Annotated in this window: 10 protein-coding genes; 6 read left to right on the top strand and 4 right to left on the bottom strand. The window is 72.8% G+C overall.

Translation table 11 applies throughout. The features are described 5' to 3' along the window. Positions 1-19 precede the first annotated feature (19 nt). The gene (locus AB0O15_RS17740) at positions 20-763 is read right to left on the bottom strand and encodes an alpha/beta hydrolase-fold protein (protein ID WP_364319528.1); all 744 of its coding nucleotides are present in this window, start codon (positions 761-763) and stop codon (positions 20-22) included. Positions 764-851: 88 nt separating this feature from the next. Here AB0O15_RS17740 and AB0O15_RS17735 point away from each other — a divergent pair, with 88 nt between their 5' ends. Further along, the gene (locus AB0O15_RS17735) at positions 852-3,857 is read left to right on the top strand and encodes an FtsX-like permease family protein (RefSeq protein WP_364319748.1); all 3,006 of its coding nucleotides are present in this window, start codon (positions 852-854) and stop codon (positions 3,855-3,857) included. Further along, entirely contained in the window at positions 3,854-6,799 is a 2,946-nt protein-coding gene (locus tag AB0O15_RS17730) for an FtsX-like permease family protein (protein ID WP_364319526.1), read from the top strand. Before AB0O15_RS17735 ends, AB0O15_RS17730 begins: the two co-directional genes overlap by 4 nt. A gap of 67 nt (positions 6,800-6,866) precedes the next feature. Here the strand turns inward: AB0O15_RS17730 and AB0O15_RS17725 are convergent, their stop codons facing one another. The 3 genes from AB0O15_RS17725 to AB0O15_RS17715 all read right to left on the bottom strand — a co-directional run bounded on the left by AB0O15_RS17725 (position 6,867) and on the right by AB0O15_RS17715 (position 11,564). Continuing rightward, positions 6,867-8,099, bottom strand: coding sequence for a family 16 glycosylhydrolase (locus AB0O15_RS17725; protein ID WP_364319524.1), 1,233 nt, complete (start codon positions 8,097-8,099; stop codon positions 6,867-6,869). Positions 8,100-8,199: 100 nt separating this feature from the next. Beyond that, the gene (locus AB0O15_RS17720) at positions 8,200-9,219 is read right to left on the bottom strand and encodes a substrate-binding domain-containing protein (protein WP_364319747.1); all 1,020 of its coding nucleotides are present in this window, start codon (positions 9,217-9,219) and stop codon (positions 8,200-8,202) included. Between the two features lie 2 nt (positions 9,220-9,221). After that, positions 9,222-11,564, bottom strand: a complete 2,343-nt coding sequence (locus AB0O15_RS17715; protein ID WP_364319522.1) for a glycoside hydrolase family 3 N-terminal domain-containing protein — start codon at positions 11,562-11,564, stop codon at positions 9,222-9,224. Positions 11,565-11,892: 328 nt separating this feature from the next. Between AB0O15_RS17715 and AB0O15_RS17710 the strand changes: the two genes are divergently transcribed. From AB0O15_RS17710 to AB0O15_RS17695, 4 genes are all read left to right on the top strand, one after another. Then, positions 11,893-13,191, top strand: coding sequence for an extracellular solute-binding protein (locus tag AB0O15_RS17710; protein WP_364319520.1), 1,299 nt, complete (start codon positions 11,893-11,895; stop codon positions 13,189-13,191). After that, a complete protein-coding gene (locus AB0O15_RS17705; RefSeq protein WP_364319518.1) occupies positions 13,188-14,108 on the top strand; it encodes a sugar ABC transporter permease in 921 nt (306 codons plus the stop codon). Before AB0O15_RS17710 ends, AB0O15_RS17705 begins: the two co-directional genes overlap by 4 nt. Before the next feature lies 1 nt (position 14,109). Continuing rightward, positions 14,110-15,012, top strand: a complete 903-nt coding sequence (locus AB0O15_RS17700) for a carbohydrate ABC transporter permease (protein WP_364319516.1) — start codon at positions 14,110-14,112, stop codon at positions 15,010-15,012. 94 nt (positions 15,013-15,106) lie between these two features. After that, a complete protein-coding gene (locus AB0O15_RS17695; RefSeq protein WP_364319514.1) occupies positions 15,107-15,463 on the top strand; it encodes a hypothetical protein in 357 nt (118 codons plus the stop codon). Positions 15,464-15,509 lie beyond the last annotated feature (46 nt).

Genomic DNA, 15,509 nt, shown 5'->3' with positions numbered 1-15,509 from the left:
CGTGGCCGCCCGCGAGCACCTACTGCACGAAGCGGGGCAGATGGTGGGCCAGCTGCCGCCGCCACGACGGCCAGTCGTGCGGCACGTCGTGCCCCCACAGGTCGAGCTCGTGCCGGATGCCCTTCTCGGCCAGCAGCCCGGCCATCCGCTTCGTCGCTTCCAGCGAGCCGGTGGTGTCCTCCCACTGCCCCTGCCCGCAGACCAGCAGCAGGGACAGCCGCGACCGCAACCACTCCAGGTGGTCGCCGTGCAGGTTGGCGATGTAGTCGGCCGGGTTGTTGAAGTACAGCGCGTCGCCCTGCTCGCCCCAGCCGCGCCAGGTGCGCGGGTCGTAGTTGCCCGAGAAGCACAGCGCCAGCGGGAACAGGTCGGCCCGCTTGAAGGCGAAGTTCAGCGCGTGGAAGGCGCCCAGCGAGCAGCCCAGGGTGATGATCTCGGAGGCGCCGGCCGAGTCGCCGGCGATGTGCGGCACCACCGCGTCCAGGATCCACGACTCGTAGAAGCCGTGCGCCCGGGCGCGGTCCTCCAGGGACAGGTGCCCGGCCGACCAGGTGCCCGCGTCGAACGACCCGACACAGTAGAGCTTCACCCGGCCCGCCTCGATCAGCGGCTCGACCGCGCCGACCATGCCCCGCTCGGCGAACTCGGCCGGATAGCCGCCCTCGCTGGGGAACACCAGGACCGGCCGCCCGTAGTGGCCGTACACGGCCACCGTTCCCCGGATTCCGGCGGACGTGGTCAACTCGGTCGCGTAGTGGCGCATGAACCGGTGTCTACCACCGCGGGCGCGCGCGAGCGAGTACGGTCACGGCTGGAAAGATCGCGGCGTACGGGGGACGGGCTTGGACACGGTGATCCTGGGGGCGGTACGAGCGCGCGCCGCCCAGTCGTTCATGGTGCTGGTCCTGGCCGGATTGCTGACCACCGCCGCCGTGGCCGCGCCGTGGTACGGGCTCACCGTCGCCTCCCGGGTGGCCGCCGCCGACGTGGCCGTCGCCCCGGCCGCCCAGCGGGTGCTCTCCACGCGGATGCAGGGCACGATCAGCGGCAACGCCCGGGCCGGCCTGGACGAGTTCGGCCGCTCGGTCACCGGCACGCTGGTCATCCCCGGCGCCACCGCGCTGCTCGGCGCCGTCCGGCCGATGGTCTACCGCCCGGACACCACGAGCGCGGCCTCCTCGGCGGTGCCGGTCGCCTACCGCGACGACTTCTGCCGGCACGTACGGCTGAGCGGGTCCTGTCCGTCCGCGGCCGGACAGGCGGCGATCAGCGGCGACGCGGCCAAGCGGCTCAAACTGAAGGCCGGCGACCCGATCCCGGTCCGGCAGTCGCCCGGCAGCCCGCAGCTGCCCCTCACGGTGACCGCGATCTACCAGATCGACGATCCGTCCAGCGCCTACTGGGCCAACCCGGAGTTCCGGGCCCAGGCCAGCCTCGACCCGATCTTCACGGCGCTCGCCACCTTCGACGCGCCCCAGCTGGCCACACCGGTCTTCGCCGCCGACATCGACGTGCCCGAACCGCTGCTGCGCGGCGACAACGGCTACGACCTGCGGTCGGTGGTCAACGCCGCGAAGCCCGACCTGCTCGGCGACGGCATCGCGATCACCGACCCGACCCGGGACCTGCAACGGCAGGTCCGCGACGACCGCACGGCCGTGCTGGCCGGCCTGCTCATCGCGCTCGGCCAGGTGCTGCTGCTCGGCTGGATCGCGCTGGGCCTGGCCGGCCGGGCCACCCTGCCCGCCCGCCGCGACGACGTCGGCCTGCTCAAGCTGCGCGGCAACACCCGCGGCGACACGCTGCGGCTGACCTCCGGCCAGCACCTGCCACCCCTGGCCGCGGGCGTGCTGGCCGGCCTGCCGGTCGGCTTCCTGGCCGGGTGGCTGCTGGGCGGCGGCCTCCCGGTCCGCTCCGAGCTGTGGCTCGCCCTGCTCGGCACGCTCGGCGCCGCGCTGGTCGTGCTGCTGGTGGCGATGCTGGTGCTGGTGCTGGTGGACGCGGCCATGCTGCGCCTGCCGATCGTCACGTTGCTGCGCCGGGCCTCCACCAAACGCCGTGGCCGGGCCGCCGACGTCCTCGACCTGATCCTCATCGCCCTCGCCGTCGCGGCGGTCTACCAGGCCCGCAGCGGCGACAACCCGACCGGTCTCGGCGTGGTCGCGTCGGTCCTGACCGCCCTGGCCATCGCGCTCGTGCTGGCCCGGGTGCTGCGCTCGGTCACCGCCTGGGCCGGTGGGCTCGCCGTCCACCAGGGTCGGCTGCGCGCCGGCCTGGCCGCCGTGCAGGTGTCCCGGCAGCCCGCCGCCGACCGGGTGTTCGTGCTGGTCGCCACCGCGGTGGCGATGCTCGCGCTGGGGGCCGGCAGCCTGGCCGCGGCCGATCAGGACCGGAGCGCCCGGGCCGGGGTCGAGCTGGGCGCCGACCGGGTGCTGACCGTCGGCGCCGGCAGCACCACGCAATTCCTCGCCGCCGTACGCCGGGCCGATCCGGACGGGCGTACGGCGATGGCGGTCCTGGTCGACCTCAACAGCAACCCGCCCATCCTGGCCGTGGACAGCTCCCGCCTCGCGTCGGTGGCCCGCTGGCGCACCGAGTTCGGGCCGGTCGCCGCGCTGCCCGCCGCCGTCGCCGAGGGCACGCCGGCCGATCCGCTGCCGCTGATCACCGGCGCCCGGCTGGAGCTGCGGCTGACCAACGGCCGGCCACTGCCCGCGCTGGTCAGCGTCACGCTCCAGCAGGAGAAGGACGGCTCGACGGTGGAGGCCAAGTTCGACAACATCCCGCGCGGCGAGCACACCGTGACCGCCGCGGTGCCGGCCTGCGCCACCGCGCCGGGCTGCCGGTTCGTCCGCTTCCAGCTGGCCACGCCGATCACCGAGACCGGCAAGCCCACGCCCGGTCCGATCGTCATCGAGGGGCTGCGCCAGCTCGGGCCGGATCGAGAGATCTTCGGCGCGGCGCAACTCGGCGACGTGAAGCGCTGGTTCACCGACATCAGCGGCGTGTCGCTCGAACTGAGCACGGCCGGCGGCAAGCTCTCGATGACCGCGCCGGACGCCGGCACCCAAGCCGCGGGCGACCGGGTGTACGCGGCCGAGATGCCCCGGCCGCTGCCGGTCGTGCTGGCCGGGCCGCCGCCGAAGGAGTGGCGCTACGACGACGCGGCCAGCCCGCGGTTCGGCGCCGGCGACAACCCGGTCAGCGTGGTGGCCGACGTGCCGGTGCTGCCGGCGCTGGGCACCGGCGGGATGATGGTCGACCTGGACGCGGCCCGGCGCACCGCGGCCGACGCCAACCTGGTCGGCGCCTTCCAGGTGTGGCTGGCCCCGGACGCGCCGGACACCATCGTGGCCCGGCTGCGCGAGGCCGGCCTGACCGTGACCGCCGACCACACGATCGCCCAGCGCGAGGAGCAGCTGGCCGCGCAGGGTGGCGTGGCGGCCGCCCGGTTCGGGTTGCTGACCGTGGTGATCGCGCTGCTGCTGGCGGCCGGGGCGGTGGGCATCACCGCGGCGGCCGACCGCGACTCGTACGCGAGCCAGCTGCGCGCGCTCCGCGTGCAGGGCCTGTCCGAGCCCAGCGCGGTCGCCGCCGGCTACCTGGGCACCGCCGCGCTGGTCGTGGCCGGCCTGGTCGCCGGCCTGCTCGCCGCCACCCTGGCGGTGCCGATCACCGACCTGACCGCGCCACCCTTCGGCGACGGCTGGCGGGTGGTGCCACCGCCGGGCCCGCTCGGCCCGGCCGCCCTGGGCCTGGCCGCGCTGGCCGCGGCGGCCACCCTGGCCGTCACCGGTGTGCTCGCCGCCCGGCCCTTGGCCCGCAAGGTGCGCTCCGAGCCGCGGGGACGGCGATGATCGCGCTCGTCCTGGCCATGCTGTGGAGCCGGCGCGGCCAGGCTCTCACCGTCGCCCTGCTCACCCTGCTCGGGGTCGCCGCCGCGGTGGCCGCGCCGGCCTGGCTGCGGGCCACCGACCGGGCCGTCGCCGCCGGGCAGGTCGAGGTCGCGCCGGGCGCCATGAAGACGTTCACGCTCACCCAGTCCGAACCCGACCAGCGCGCGCTGGTCGGGCAGTCCCGCCCGCAGAATCTGGAGGACACCCGCGGCGCGCTGCTCGGGCTGCCCGGGTTCTCGTACGTGTCGGCGGCCGAGTACCCGGCCCTCGGCGTCGACCCGGACATCACCCGGCGCACCCAGTTCGTCTACCGCCAGAACGTCTGCGAGCATCTCGAGATCGTCGCGGGCCGCTGCCTGTCCGGCGAGGGTGACGTGGTGATCGGCGCGGCCACCGCGAAGCGGCTCGACCTGAAGGTCGGCCAGTCGATCGACATGGCGTTCGCGGTGCTGGTCCACGAGCCCGGGGACACCTACTGGAAGGCCAACGGCGCCGCCAAGCCGCTGCTGGTGGCCGGCGTCTACCGGGTGCCCCGGCCGCAGGACGCCTACTGGGGCGGCAACCCGTACTTCGCCACCTACTTCGGCGCGCCCGACGAGCCGATGTTCGCGCTGGACGCGACGCTGAAGGGGATGGACCACGGCGTCACCCAGCTCTCCGTGGACGGGATCGCCGGCCCGGACGCGCTGGCGGTCGACCGGCTGCCCGCCCTGAACACCGCGGTGGGCGCGCTGCGGGCCCAGGTCCAGGGCCTCGGCGAGGGCATCACGCTGGAGACCGGCATCCCCGACCTGCTGGCCCGGATCGATCAGGGCCGGCGGGCCGCCCACCTGATCGTCCCGGTGCCCGCGGTGGCGCTGATCCTGCTCAGCTGCCTGACCATCTTCCTCGCGGTCGGCTACGGCACCGAGGGCCGCCGCCCCGAGCTGGCCGTGGTCGCGCTCCGCGGCGCCCGCTGGGGCCAGCGCTGGTGGCTGGCCACCGGCGAGAACCTGGTGGCCGTCCTGATCGGCGCGGTCGCCGGGTGCGTCGCCGGGCAGCTGCTGGTGAACGCCATCGCCGCGGTCCGGTTCCCCGGCGTGGGCGCCGACGCCGGCCTCGACTCGCTGCGCTGGGCGCCCCTCGCCGCGCTCGCCGCGCTGATCACGGCGCTGCTGGCGGAAAGGCGCCAGCTGCTCAGCCCGGTCACCGAGCTGCTGCGCCGCGCGCCGGTGGTGCGGCGCGCCTTCGGCGCGATCGCCCTGCAGGCCGGCGTCGCGGTGATCGCGGTGATCGCGGCGGTTCAGCTCTTCGTCACCGGCGGCACCCTGACCGGCGTGGGTACGTTCGCCAGCGCGCTGGTCGCGATCGCGCTGTCCCAGCTCGCCGCCCGGGCCGTGCTGCCGACGGTCACCCGGTTCGCGGCCCGGGCCCTCGGCCGTGGCCGTCCCGGGGCGGCGCTGGCCGGCTTCCAGCTGTCCCGGCGGCCCGGCGCCGCGCGCATCTTCGCCCTGCTGGTCGCCGCGGTCTCGGTGGCCGGGTTCGCGGCCTGCGCGGTGGACGCCGCCGCACGCGGCCGCATCATGCAGGCCGACCTCGGCACCGGCGCCGACCGCGTGGTGTCGGTGCAGGCGGTCGGGCGGCAGACGCTGCTGGCCGCCGTCGACCGGGCCGACCCGGACGGCGCCTACGCGATGGCCGCGATCCGCATGATCACCGATCCCGGCCAACCGGCCGGGCTGGCCGTCGACTCCACCCGCCTGGCCCGGGTCGCGAACTGGCCGGCCGGCGACGCCCGGACGGCCGCGACGGCGCTGCGCCCGCGGGCGCCCGAGCCGCCGGTCACCGACGGCCCGACCGTGTCGGTCGACCTCACCGCGACCGGCCTCAACCCGGACAAGCTGGTGACCGTCGGTATCGTGGTCGGCTCGCCGCTCGGCGACGAGGTGCTGCCGCTCGGCGACCTGGCCGAGGGACGCCACACGTACTCCCGGGAGGTCGACATCTGCCGGCCCCGGTGCCGGATCCACGCGATCCGCGTCTCCGAGGGCGACGGCAACAAGGACATCGTCGGCGCGGTCACGCTGAACGCCCCGCAGGCCGCCGGCTGGCGGGCCAACTCGCCGGCCGCGCTGCGCCCCGACGGCACGATCGACCTGACCGCGGTCAACGGGATCCAGGACTCCCTGTTGCTCCAGCCGGTGTCCACGCCCGCGACGCTGCCCGCGGTGGTGGCCGGCGCCGGCCCCGGCGACCCGGTCCGCGGCCTGGACGGCCGTCCGGTCCCGGTCGCGCCGGTCGCCGACCTCGACGCGCTGCCCGGCGTGGGCCGGCCCGGCACGATGGTCGACCTCGACTACGCCGACCGCCTGGCCACCGACGGCGGCCCGAGCAGCGGCGCCCAGGTGTGGCTCAACGCCGACGCGCCCGGCGACATCCTGAACCGGCTGTCCGCGGCCGGCCTGGTCGTCACCGGCGACCAGCGGGCGTCCGACGTGCGCGCGTCGCTGGACCGGCAGGGCCCGGCCCTGGCCCTGATCTTCGCCGTGGTCATCGCGGTGCTGGCGGCCGGCCTGGCCGCGGGCGCGCTGGTGCTGGCGGGGACGGTCGACCGCGCCCGCCGGGTGGAAGACCTGTCCGCGCTGCGGGCGCAGGGGCTGTCCCGGCAGGCGTTGCGGCAGGCGACCCTGTTGACGTACCCGGCGCTGGTCGCCGCCGCGGTCCTGGCCGGCCTGGTGATCGGGCTGCTCACCTGGTGGCTGACCGGCTGGGCGCTGCCGCTGTCCGGCATGGACCCGCCGCCCCTGCCGTTGCCCGGCTGGCCGCGCCCGTGGGTCCTCGCGATCGTCACGGTCGTGGCGGGCGGGGCGCTGGCCGCCGTGGCCTGGCTGACCGGCCGCCGCACGCTCGCCGAGGTCCGGTAGGAACCGCCGGCTGAACGCGCGGACGCCGGCCGCGTGAAGGCGGCCGGCGTCCGGGTCGTTCAGCGGATCAGGCCCGGGCCCACTTCTGGTTGGAGCCGCCGGAGCAGTCCCAGAGCTGGAGCTGGGCGCCGTTGGCGGTGTTGCGGTCCTTCACGTCGACGCACTTGTTGGCCGACACGTTCACCAGGTCGCCGGCGCCGGACAGGGTGAATCGCTGCACCGGGTTGCCGTTGCAGGTGACCAGCTGGATCGGGGTGCCGTTGGTGAGCGCCCCGCCGGCCGGGTCCATGCACTTGCCCATGGCCCGCATCGTGCCGTCGCCGTTGGCCGCCCACTGCTGCGCGGCGCTGCCGTTGCAGTCGTACGTCTGGAGCCTGGCCCCGTCGACCGGGTTGGCGCCGGGGATGTCGATGCAGCGGGCGCTCAGGGCCGACTTGAGCCCGCTCCCACCACCGCTCGGCGGCGGGGTGCTGGTCGTGCTGACGTGCACGTAGTCGATCAGCATCCGGCTCTCGGCGGGCAGGCCGGCCGGGTTGCCCTGGCCGAAGTTACCGCCGACGGCCAGGTTGAGGATGATGAAGAACGGGTGCTCGAAGACCCAGTTGACGTTGCCCTTGGCCGCCCGCAGCGAGTCGGGGGTGGCCCGGAAGAACTCCTGGCCGTCCACGGTCCAGACGATCAGGTTGGGTGACCAGTCCACGGCGTAGTTGTGGAAGGCCTGGTGCCACGGCGTTCCGGTGTTGCGGGTGTTGCCGTACGAGTTGCCGCCGGAGTAGCCGGGGCCGTGCAGGGTGCCGAACAGCTGGTTGGGTTCCCGGCCGACGACCTCCATGATGTCGATCTCGCCGTCGGTGGGCCAGTTGCCGCCGCCGAGCATCCAGAAGGCGGGCCAGAGGCCGGAGCCGTTGGGGACCTGGATGCGGGCCTCGACGTGGCCGTACTGCTGGGTGAACTTGCCGGCGGTCTGGATCCGGCCCGAGGTGAACTGGCAGGTGCCGTTCCAGCAGTCGTTGTGACCGCCGCTGCCCTTGCGTGCCGTGATGACCAGGTGGCCCTGGCCGTCCTGGGCGACGTTGCTGGTGCCGCTGGTGTAGTACTGCAGCTCCTGGTTGCCGAAGCCGCTGCCGCCGGTGTCGAAGTTCCACTTCGACTGGTCGACACCGGCGCCGGCGGCACCGTTGAAGTCTTCGTTCCAGACCACGGCCGCGTCGGCCTGATCACTTCGGGAAGCGACGGTGAGACCGGCGCTCAGGGACACCACGACGGCGGCCGCCGCGATGAGGAACCTTGATCTACGCATGGGGGGATGACCTCCGGGGAGAGGGTTGAAACGAGTAACAGTGTTAACAGTCACCCCGGGTCCGTCAAGCCGGGAGCGGTTCCGCCCGCCCGCCCGGCGGTCACCCCCGCAGCGCCGCGGTCGACCGCCGGACGACCAGCTCGGTGGCCAGTTCGATGTGGAAGGAGTCCGGGTGTTCGTCGGCCGCCAGGCGCAGGGCCGTCCGTGCCGCCACCCGGCCCATCTCGCGCAGCGGCTGCCGGATCGTGGTCATCGGCGGCGACGAGAAACGGGCCACCTGGGTGTCGTCGAACCCGACCACGCTGAGGTCCTCGGGCACCCGCCGGCCCAGCCCACGGGCCGCCTCGATCACCCCGGAGGCCGACTCGTCGCTGGCCGCGAAGACCGCCGTCGGCGGCTCGGGCATGGTCAGCAGCGCCGACCCGGCGACCAGGCCGTGCTCGTGGGTGAACGTCCCCTGCTTCACGAAGGACGGCGGCGGGGGACAGCCCGCGGCCTCCAGCGCCGCGCGCATCCCGTGCAGCCGGGCCTGGTTGTGGGCCGCGGCGGGCGGGCCGCCGACGTACGCGATCCGCCGATGCCCCAGACCGAGCAGATGGTGCGCCGCCGCCATGCCCCCGGCGAAGTTGGTCGCGCCGACGCTGGCCACCTCCGGCCGCGGCACCCGGCCCGGGTCGGCCATCACCAGCGGCAGGTCGGCCCGGACGAGCGCCTGGTAGTACTCGTCGGCGAGGTCGCTGACCACCGCGATGACCGCTTCCCGCCCGGCCGCCACGAGGTCGCGCGCCCACAGGCCGGCCGGGATGGCGGCGTCCGGGAAACCACCGGCCACCATCGGCACCCCGACGTCCCGCACGCCGTTGAGGATCTCTATCGAGTACGCCGTGAGCGGATCGGGCAGCAACAGCTCCAGGCGCGCGGTGGCCGGGCTGCGGCGTACCGGTGAGCGTTTCCGCCCCCGGTACTCGTGCTGCCGCAGCAGCTTCTCCACCCGCTCCCGGGTGGCCGCGCCGACGTCGCCCCGCCCGTTCAGAACCCGGGACACGGTCGCCACGGACACGCCCGCCGACTCGGCGACCATGGCCAGCGTGGTGCTCCTGCGTTGGGTGGGCGCCGACATGGTCACTCGCCCACCTCGACCGGCGTGGTCAGCCGGCGGCCGGTCCCGACCGTGCGGAGCGCGCCGGTGAGCCGGACCGTGCCGCGGCAGGGCAGGTCACCGGCCGAGGTGCCGGCCAGCACGTCGATGTCGCCGGGCTCGACGACGCGGGTCAGGTCGCGCCCGGTGAAGGCGGTCCGGTCGGCGTGCACCCGGAACGTGACGTCGCGGCTCTGCCCGGCGGCCAGCGCCACCCGGGCGAAGCCGATCAGCTGGCGTACCGGCCGGGTCACCTGGGCCACCGGATCGCGCAGGTAGAGCTGCACCACCTCGTGGCCGGGCCGCTCGCCGGTGTTGGTCACGCGCACGGTGACCGCGAACTCACCGTCGGTCGGCACCTCCTTGTCGCTCAGGCGCAGATCCTCGACCGCGAAGGTGGTGTACGAGAGTCCGTGCCCGAACGGGAACAGCGGCGCCGCGTCGAGGCTGGTGATCCCGAAGTCCTCGGCGCCCAGCGGCGGCTGGAGGTACGTGCCCGGCTGCCCGCCCGCGTCGCGCGGGATCTGCACCGGCAGCTTGCCGCTCGGCTGCACCCGCCCGCTGAGCACCCCGGCCAGCGCCGAGCCGCCCTCCTCGCCGGGCATGAACGCCTGCACCAGCCCGGCCGCGCGCCCGTGCACGTGGCCCAGCGCGTACGGCCGCCCGGACACCATCACCACGATCACCGGCGTGCCGGTCGCCAGCAGCGCGTCCAGCAGCTCCTGCTGCACGCCCGGCAGGGTCAGGTCGGCGGCGTCGCAGCCTTCGCCCGAGGTGCCCTGGCCGAACAGCCCGGCCAGGTCGCCGACGAACGCCACGCACACGTCCGCGTCCCGGGCGTTGGCCACGGCCTCGGCGAATCCGGTCCGGTCATCGCCGGTGACCTGGCAGCCCGCCGCATAACTGACATCGGCCTGCGGCAGCTCCTTGCGTACCGAATCGAGCGCGGTCGGCACGTCGATGCCGAGCCCGTGACCGGGGTGGTGCGGCAGCACGTGGTTGGGGAACGCGTAGCAGCCCATGAAGGTTCGCGGGTCGGCCGCGCACGGGCCGACCACCGCGATCCGCCCGGTGTCCCGCAGCGGCAGGTGGGCGCCCGGCTCGAGCAGCACGATCGAGCGTTCGGCCAGCTCGCGGGCCAGTTCCCGGTTGGCCGGCGCGTCCAGGTCGACGTCGGCGGCGAGTTCCACGGATCGTTCCGGCGTCCAGCCGGCGTCGAGCAGCCCCAGCTCGGCCTTCTGGGTGAGCAGCCGGTGGGCGGCCCGGTCGACCAGCGCCTCGGGCACCTCGCCCCGGCGTACCTTCTCGACCAGCTCGGCGCCGAAGGCGAGGGTGTCCGGCAGCTCCACGTCGATGCCCGCGGCCAGCCCCAGCGCCCCGGCCCCGCCGAAGTCCTCGGTGACCTTGTGGGACATGGTCAGGAACGGCACCGACCAGTAGTCCGAGACGACCGTACCGGTGAAGCCCCACTCGTCCCGCAGCAGGTCGGTCAGCAGCCAGGAGTCGCCGCTGGTGGGCACGCCGTCGATCTCGTTGTAGGCGGCCATCACCGAGCGGGCGCCGGCCTCGATCGCCGCCTCGAAGGTCGGCAGGATGACGTCCATCAGCTCACGCCGGCCCATCGGCACCGGCCCGTGGTTGCGGGCGCCGCGTGAGGCGGAGTAGCCCGCGAAGTGCTTCAGCGTGGCGATCACGCCGGCGCTCTGCAGGCCGCGGACGTACGCCGCCCCGACCGTCGCCACCAGGTAGGGGTCCTCGCCGATGGTCTCCTCGACCCGCCCCCAGCGATAGTCCCGGACCACGTCCAGAACCGGTGACAATCCCTGGTGTACGCCCACCGCGGCCATGTCGCGCCCGATCGCCGCGGCCATCCGCTCGATCAGGTCGGGGTCGAAGGTGGCGCCCCAGGCGATCGCGGCCGGGTAGACCGTGGCGCCGTAGCTGGTGAAGCCGGTCAGACATTCCTCGTGCAGCATGGCCGGCACACCCAGCCGCGACCGCTCCAGGACGACCTTGTGCTGGCGTACCGCCTCGGCGGCGCCCTCGGCGGCGGTCAGCGGCTTGCTCCCGTACACCCGGGTGAGCTGGCCGAGGCCGTGCCGGGCCGCGTCGGCGAGCGGGACCCGCCCCGAGGCCGCGAAGACGTCCATCATCGGGGCGACGTCGCCCTCGGCGTCGGGACTTCCGGACCCGTCCACCTCGTGGCCGATCCAGCGGGAACCGAGCTGTGCCACCTTCTCCTCGAGCGTCATCGCGGCCAGAAGAGCGTCGGCTCGCGCCGTGGGGGACAGTGACTCGTCCTGCCATGGGCGGGTGGGGTCCGGCACGGTGGTTTCTCCTTCGTTCACGCGGCGTTGGGGGCGCGCCGGTGCTCCGAAACTTTCGGAGGACTTCCGGCAAGCGACGCCGTAGATGCCACTGTCGCGCGTTAATAACCACTCCAGCAAGACCCTTGACAGCGGGATTTCGAAATCCTACGTTAACGAAATCTCACGTTAACTTGCGCTCACCGATCGAAAGTTGCAGAGAACTTGCAGAATTCGATCGAGGAGTGAAGGACCTTTCCGATGACCGGCCCGCCGCGTCCCTCGCGTGGCAGTGAGTACGGAGATCACAGTGGACCTCAGCAACTTTTCACGCCGCAGCTTCCTCAGCTTGACCGCGGGCACCTCGGCCGCCGCAGCCCTCGCGGCCTGCGGCAGCTCGGGTCCCGGAACGTCGTCCGGCGGTGGTGGCGACAAGAAAGCCGCGACCTTCTGGTTCCTCACCGGGCAGCCGCAGGAGGGCATCCGGGCAAACGCGGTGGCCGAGTTCAACAAGGCCAACCCCGACAACAAGATCGTCGAGCAGCGCTTCCAGAACGACGCGTTCAAGACCAAGATCAAGGCGGCGATCGGCGCCGGTCAGGGCCCGACGCTGATCTGGGGCTGGGGCGGCGGTGGCCTGAAGAGCTACGTCGACGCCGGCCAGGTCGAGGACCTGACCGAATGGATGAGCCAGAACCAGGCGATCAAGGACAAGCTCTTCCCGTCCTCGTTCCCGGCGGCCACGGTCAACGACAAGATCTACGCGCTGCCGATCGAGACCGTCCAGCCGATCGTCCTGTACTGGAACAAGAAGGTCTTCGACGCGGCCGGCGTGCAGCCGCCGCAGTCGTGGGGCGACATCATGAACCTCGTCGGGGTGTTCAACTCCAAGGGGATCGCGCCGTTCTCGCTCGGCGGCCAGTCCCGGTGGACGAACATGATGTGGCTGGAGTTCCTCTACGACCGGATCGGTGGCCCCGAGGTGTTCGAGGCGATCTACAACGGTGAGAAGGACGCCTGGAACAACCCGGCCTCGATCGACGCGCTGACCAAGGTGCAGCAGCTGGTCAACGCCAAGGGCTTCATCAAGGGCTTCTCCTCGATCACCGCCGACTCCAACGCCGACCAGGCGCTGCTCTACAAGGGCCGGGCCGCGATGATGCTGCACGGCGGCTGGACCTACGGCGGCATGAAGAACGACGGCGGCGACTTCGTCAAGAAGGGCGAGCTCGGCTGGATGAACTTCCCGCCGGTCGAGGGCGGCAAGGGCGACCCGAGCGACACCGTCGGCAACCCGGGCCAGTACCTGTCGATCTCCTCCAAGGCCACCCCGGAGCAGAAGGAGTCGGCCAAGAAGTTCCTGGCCACCGGCAAGTTCACCGACGCCGAGATCAAGGGCTGGATCGACTCGGGCGCGGTGCCGATCGTCAAGGGCACCGAGAGCCTGATCGCCGCCTCGCCCGACGCCGAGTTCCTCAAGTTCGTCTACGACACGTCGAGCAAGGCCAAGTTCTTCGGCCAGTCCTGGGACCAGGCGCTCAGCCCGGCGGCCGCCGAGGTGCTGCTGAGCAACATCTCCAAGCTGTTCCAGACGTCCATCACGCCGCAGCAGTTCGCGACGAACATGAATGCGGTGCTCGGCAAGTGACCATCGCTCCGACCACCATCCGGACGCCCGCCGCCCCTGTCGGCGGCGGGCGCACCGGCGCTGTCGCCTGGATGGTCGTACCCGCGCTGCTCGCGTTCGTCACGTTCGGCGTGGTGCCGCTGATCGGCGTGCTGGCGCTGAGCTTCACCACGTGGGACCAGCTCGGTGCGATCACCCCGTCCGGCCTGACCAGCTGGCGCGCGGTGATCGGCGACCCCGGCCTGCCGCACGCGCTCTGGGTCACCTTCCAGATCATGGCGCTGTCGTGGCTGTTCCAGACCCCGATGAGCATCCTGCTGGGCACGTTCCTGGCCGGCAAGCAGCGCTACCGCGGTCTGCTCGCGGTGCTCTTCTTCATCCCGCTGCTGCTCAGCTCGGCCGCGCTGGCGATCACCTTCAAGGCGCTGCTCGACCCCAACTTCGGGCTGGGCGCCGGTCTGGGCATCGACTTCCTGGTCCAGGACTGGCTGGGCGAGGGCAACCTGGCCCTCGGCGTGGTCGTCTTCGTGGTGTCCTGGCAGTTCATCCCGTTCCACTCGCTGATCTACCAGGGCGGCGTCCGGCAGATCCCGGTCTCCCTGTACGAGGCGGCGCAGATCGACGGGGCGGGCCGGTTCCGGCAGTTCTTCAACATCACCCTGCCGCAGCTCAAGTACACGATCATCACGTCGTCGACGCTGATGGCGGTCGGCTCGCTGACCTTCTTCGACCTGATCTTCGTCCTGACCGCGGGCGGCCCCGGTGACGCCACCCGGGTGCTGGCGGTGGACATGTACGCGCGTGGCTTCCAGGCCAACCTGATGGGCCCGGCCAGCGGGATCGCGGTCATCCTGGTCCTCGTCGGCCTCGGCCTCGCGCTGCTGCTGCGCCGGCTCGGCGGCCGCGACTCCAGTGCCAGCCAGCTGGAAGGAGTCTGACGTGGCGACCGTGACTAGCACCCCGCCCGGCCAGGTCCGGGCGAACGGCACGGACGAGCACCCGCCGGCCCGCCGGCGCGGCTTCCGTGGCGTCAACTGGCTGGGCGGATCACTGTCCTGGGTCTGGCTGCTGATCGTGATGATCCCGATCTACTGGATCTTCATCACCAGCTTCAAGACGCAGGGCAACTTCTTCGACACCAACCCGTTCGCCCCGCCCGCGGACCCGACACTCGACAACTACAAGCTGGTCATCGAGTCGGACTTCATCCGCTACTTCGGCAACAGCGTGGCCGTCGCGGTCGGCACGGTGGTGCCGGCGGTGCTGTTCTCGTTCATGGCCGCGTACGCGATCATCCGCGCCCAGGCCAACAGCCGCTTCCTGCGGCTGAGCAACTCGCTGTTCCTGATGGGCCTGGCCATCCCGCTGCAGGCGGTGATCATCCCGGTCTACCTGATCATCATCAAGCTCCAGATGTACGACACCCTGGGCGCGATCATCCTGCCGTCGATCGGCTTCGCCATCCCGTTGTCGGTGCTGGTGCTGGCCAACTTCATCCGTGACGTGCCCAAGGAACTCTTCGAGTCCATGCGCATGGACGGCGCCACCGAATGGGGCACCCTCTGGCACCTGGCGTTCCCGCTGACCCGGCCCGCCCTGGTCACGGTGGCCATCTACCAGGGCCTCCAGTCGTGGAACGGCTTCCTGCTCCCGCTGGTCCTGACCACCGCACCGGAGCAACGCACCCTGCCCCTGGCATTGTGGACCTTCCAGGGCCAGTACGGCGTCAACGTGCCCGCCGTCCTCGCCTCGGTGGTCCTGACCACCATGCCGATCCTGATCCTCTACGCCGTCGGCCGCCGCCAGCTCCTCAGCGGCCTCACCGCCGGCTTCGGCAAGTAGCACCTCCGCACGCGACGGCCGCCGGGCGATCCCCGGCGGCCGTTCCGCGTTCAGCCACCGCCGGCCGGTCGCCGGGGCCCCCTATTCTGAGGGCGTGCGCGAAGCCGGGAGCCGGGAGCGGAGTCAGCCCGCTCCGCCGCATGTCGTCTTCGAGGCGCTGGCCGGGCCCGATCGTGATCCGGCCCGGCCCTGGCTGGTGCTGCTGGATGACGAACAGGCGCCGGCCGTGCTCGACAGCGCGCCGCCCGCTCGTCTGGTCTGGTCGTCGCTGTGGGTGAAGCGGCCCGACGCGCGGATCCGGTTCGACCTGGCCGCCGACGGGGCCGGGAGCCGGCTGCGGTGGACGCTGCTGGTCGACGAGCCGCTGCCCGACGCAGCGCTGCTCGGACATCTGCGCAAGCGGCTCAACGAGCTGATCAACGCGAACCTGCGCTACACGTTCGGGCAGTGACTCAGCCGTCGCTCAGGTGGGCCAGCTCGACGACGGCGCAGGCCAG

Origin of the sequence: Actinoplanes sp. NPDC089786 (genome assembly GCF_040684855.1) — a bacterium.
In the GTDB taxonomy this organism is placed as follows: domain Bacteria; phylum Actinomycetota; class Actinomycetes; order Mycobacteriales; family Micromonosporaceae; genus Actinoplanes.
This window is presented reverse-complemented; position numbering and strand designations above follow the sequence as displayed.

Coding starts and splice junctions, on each gene's coding strand:
- AB0O15_RS17740 (WP_364319528.1), bottom strand. CDS start 763: ATGCGCCACTACGCGACCGAGTTGACCACGTCCGCCGGAATCCGGGGA.
- AB0O15_RS17730 (WP_364319526.1), top strand. CDS start 3,854: ATGATCGCGCTCGTCCTGGCCATGCTGTGGAGCCGGCGCGGCCAGGCT.
- AB0O15_RS17725 (WP_364319524.1), bottom strand. CDS start 8,099: ATGCGTAGATCAAGGTTCCTCATCGCGGCGGCCGCCGTCGTGGTGTCC.
- AB0O15_RS17720 (WP_364319747.1), bottom strand. CDS start 9,219: ATGTCGGCGCCCACCCAACGCAGGAGCACCACGCTGGCCATGGTCGCC.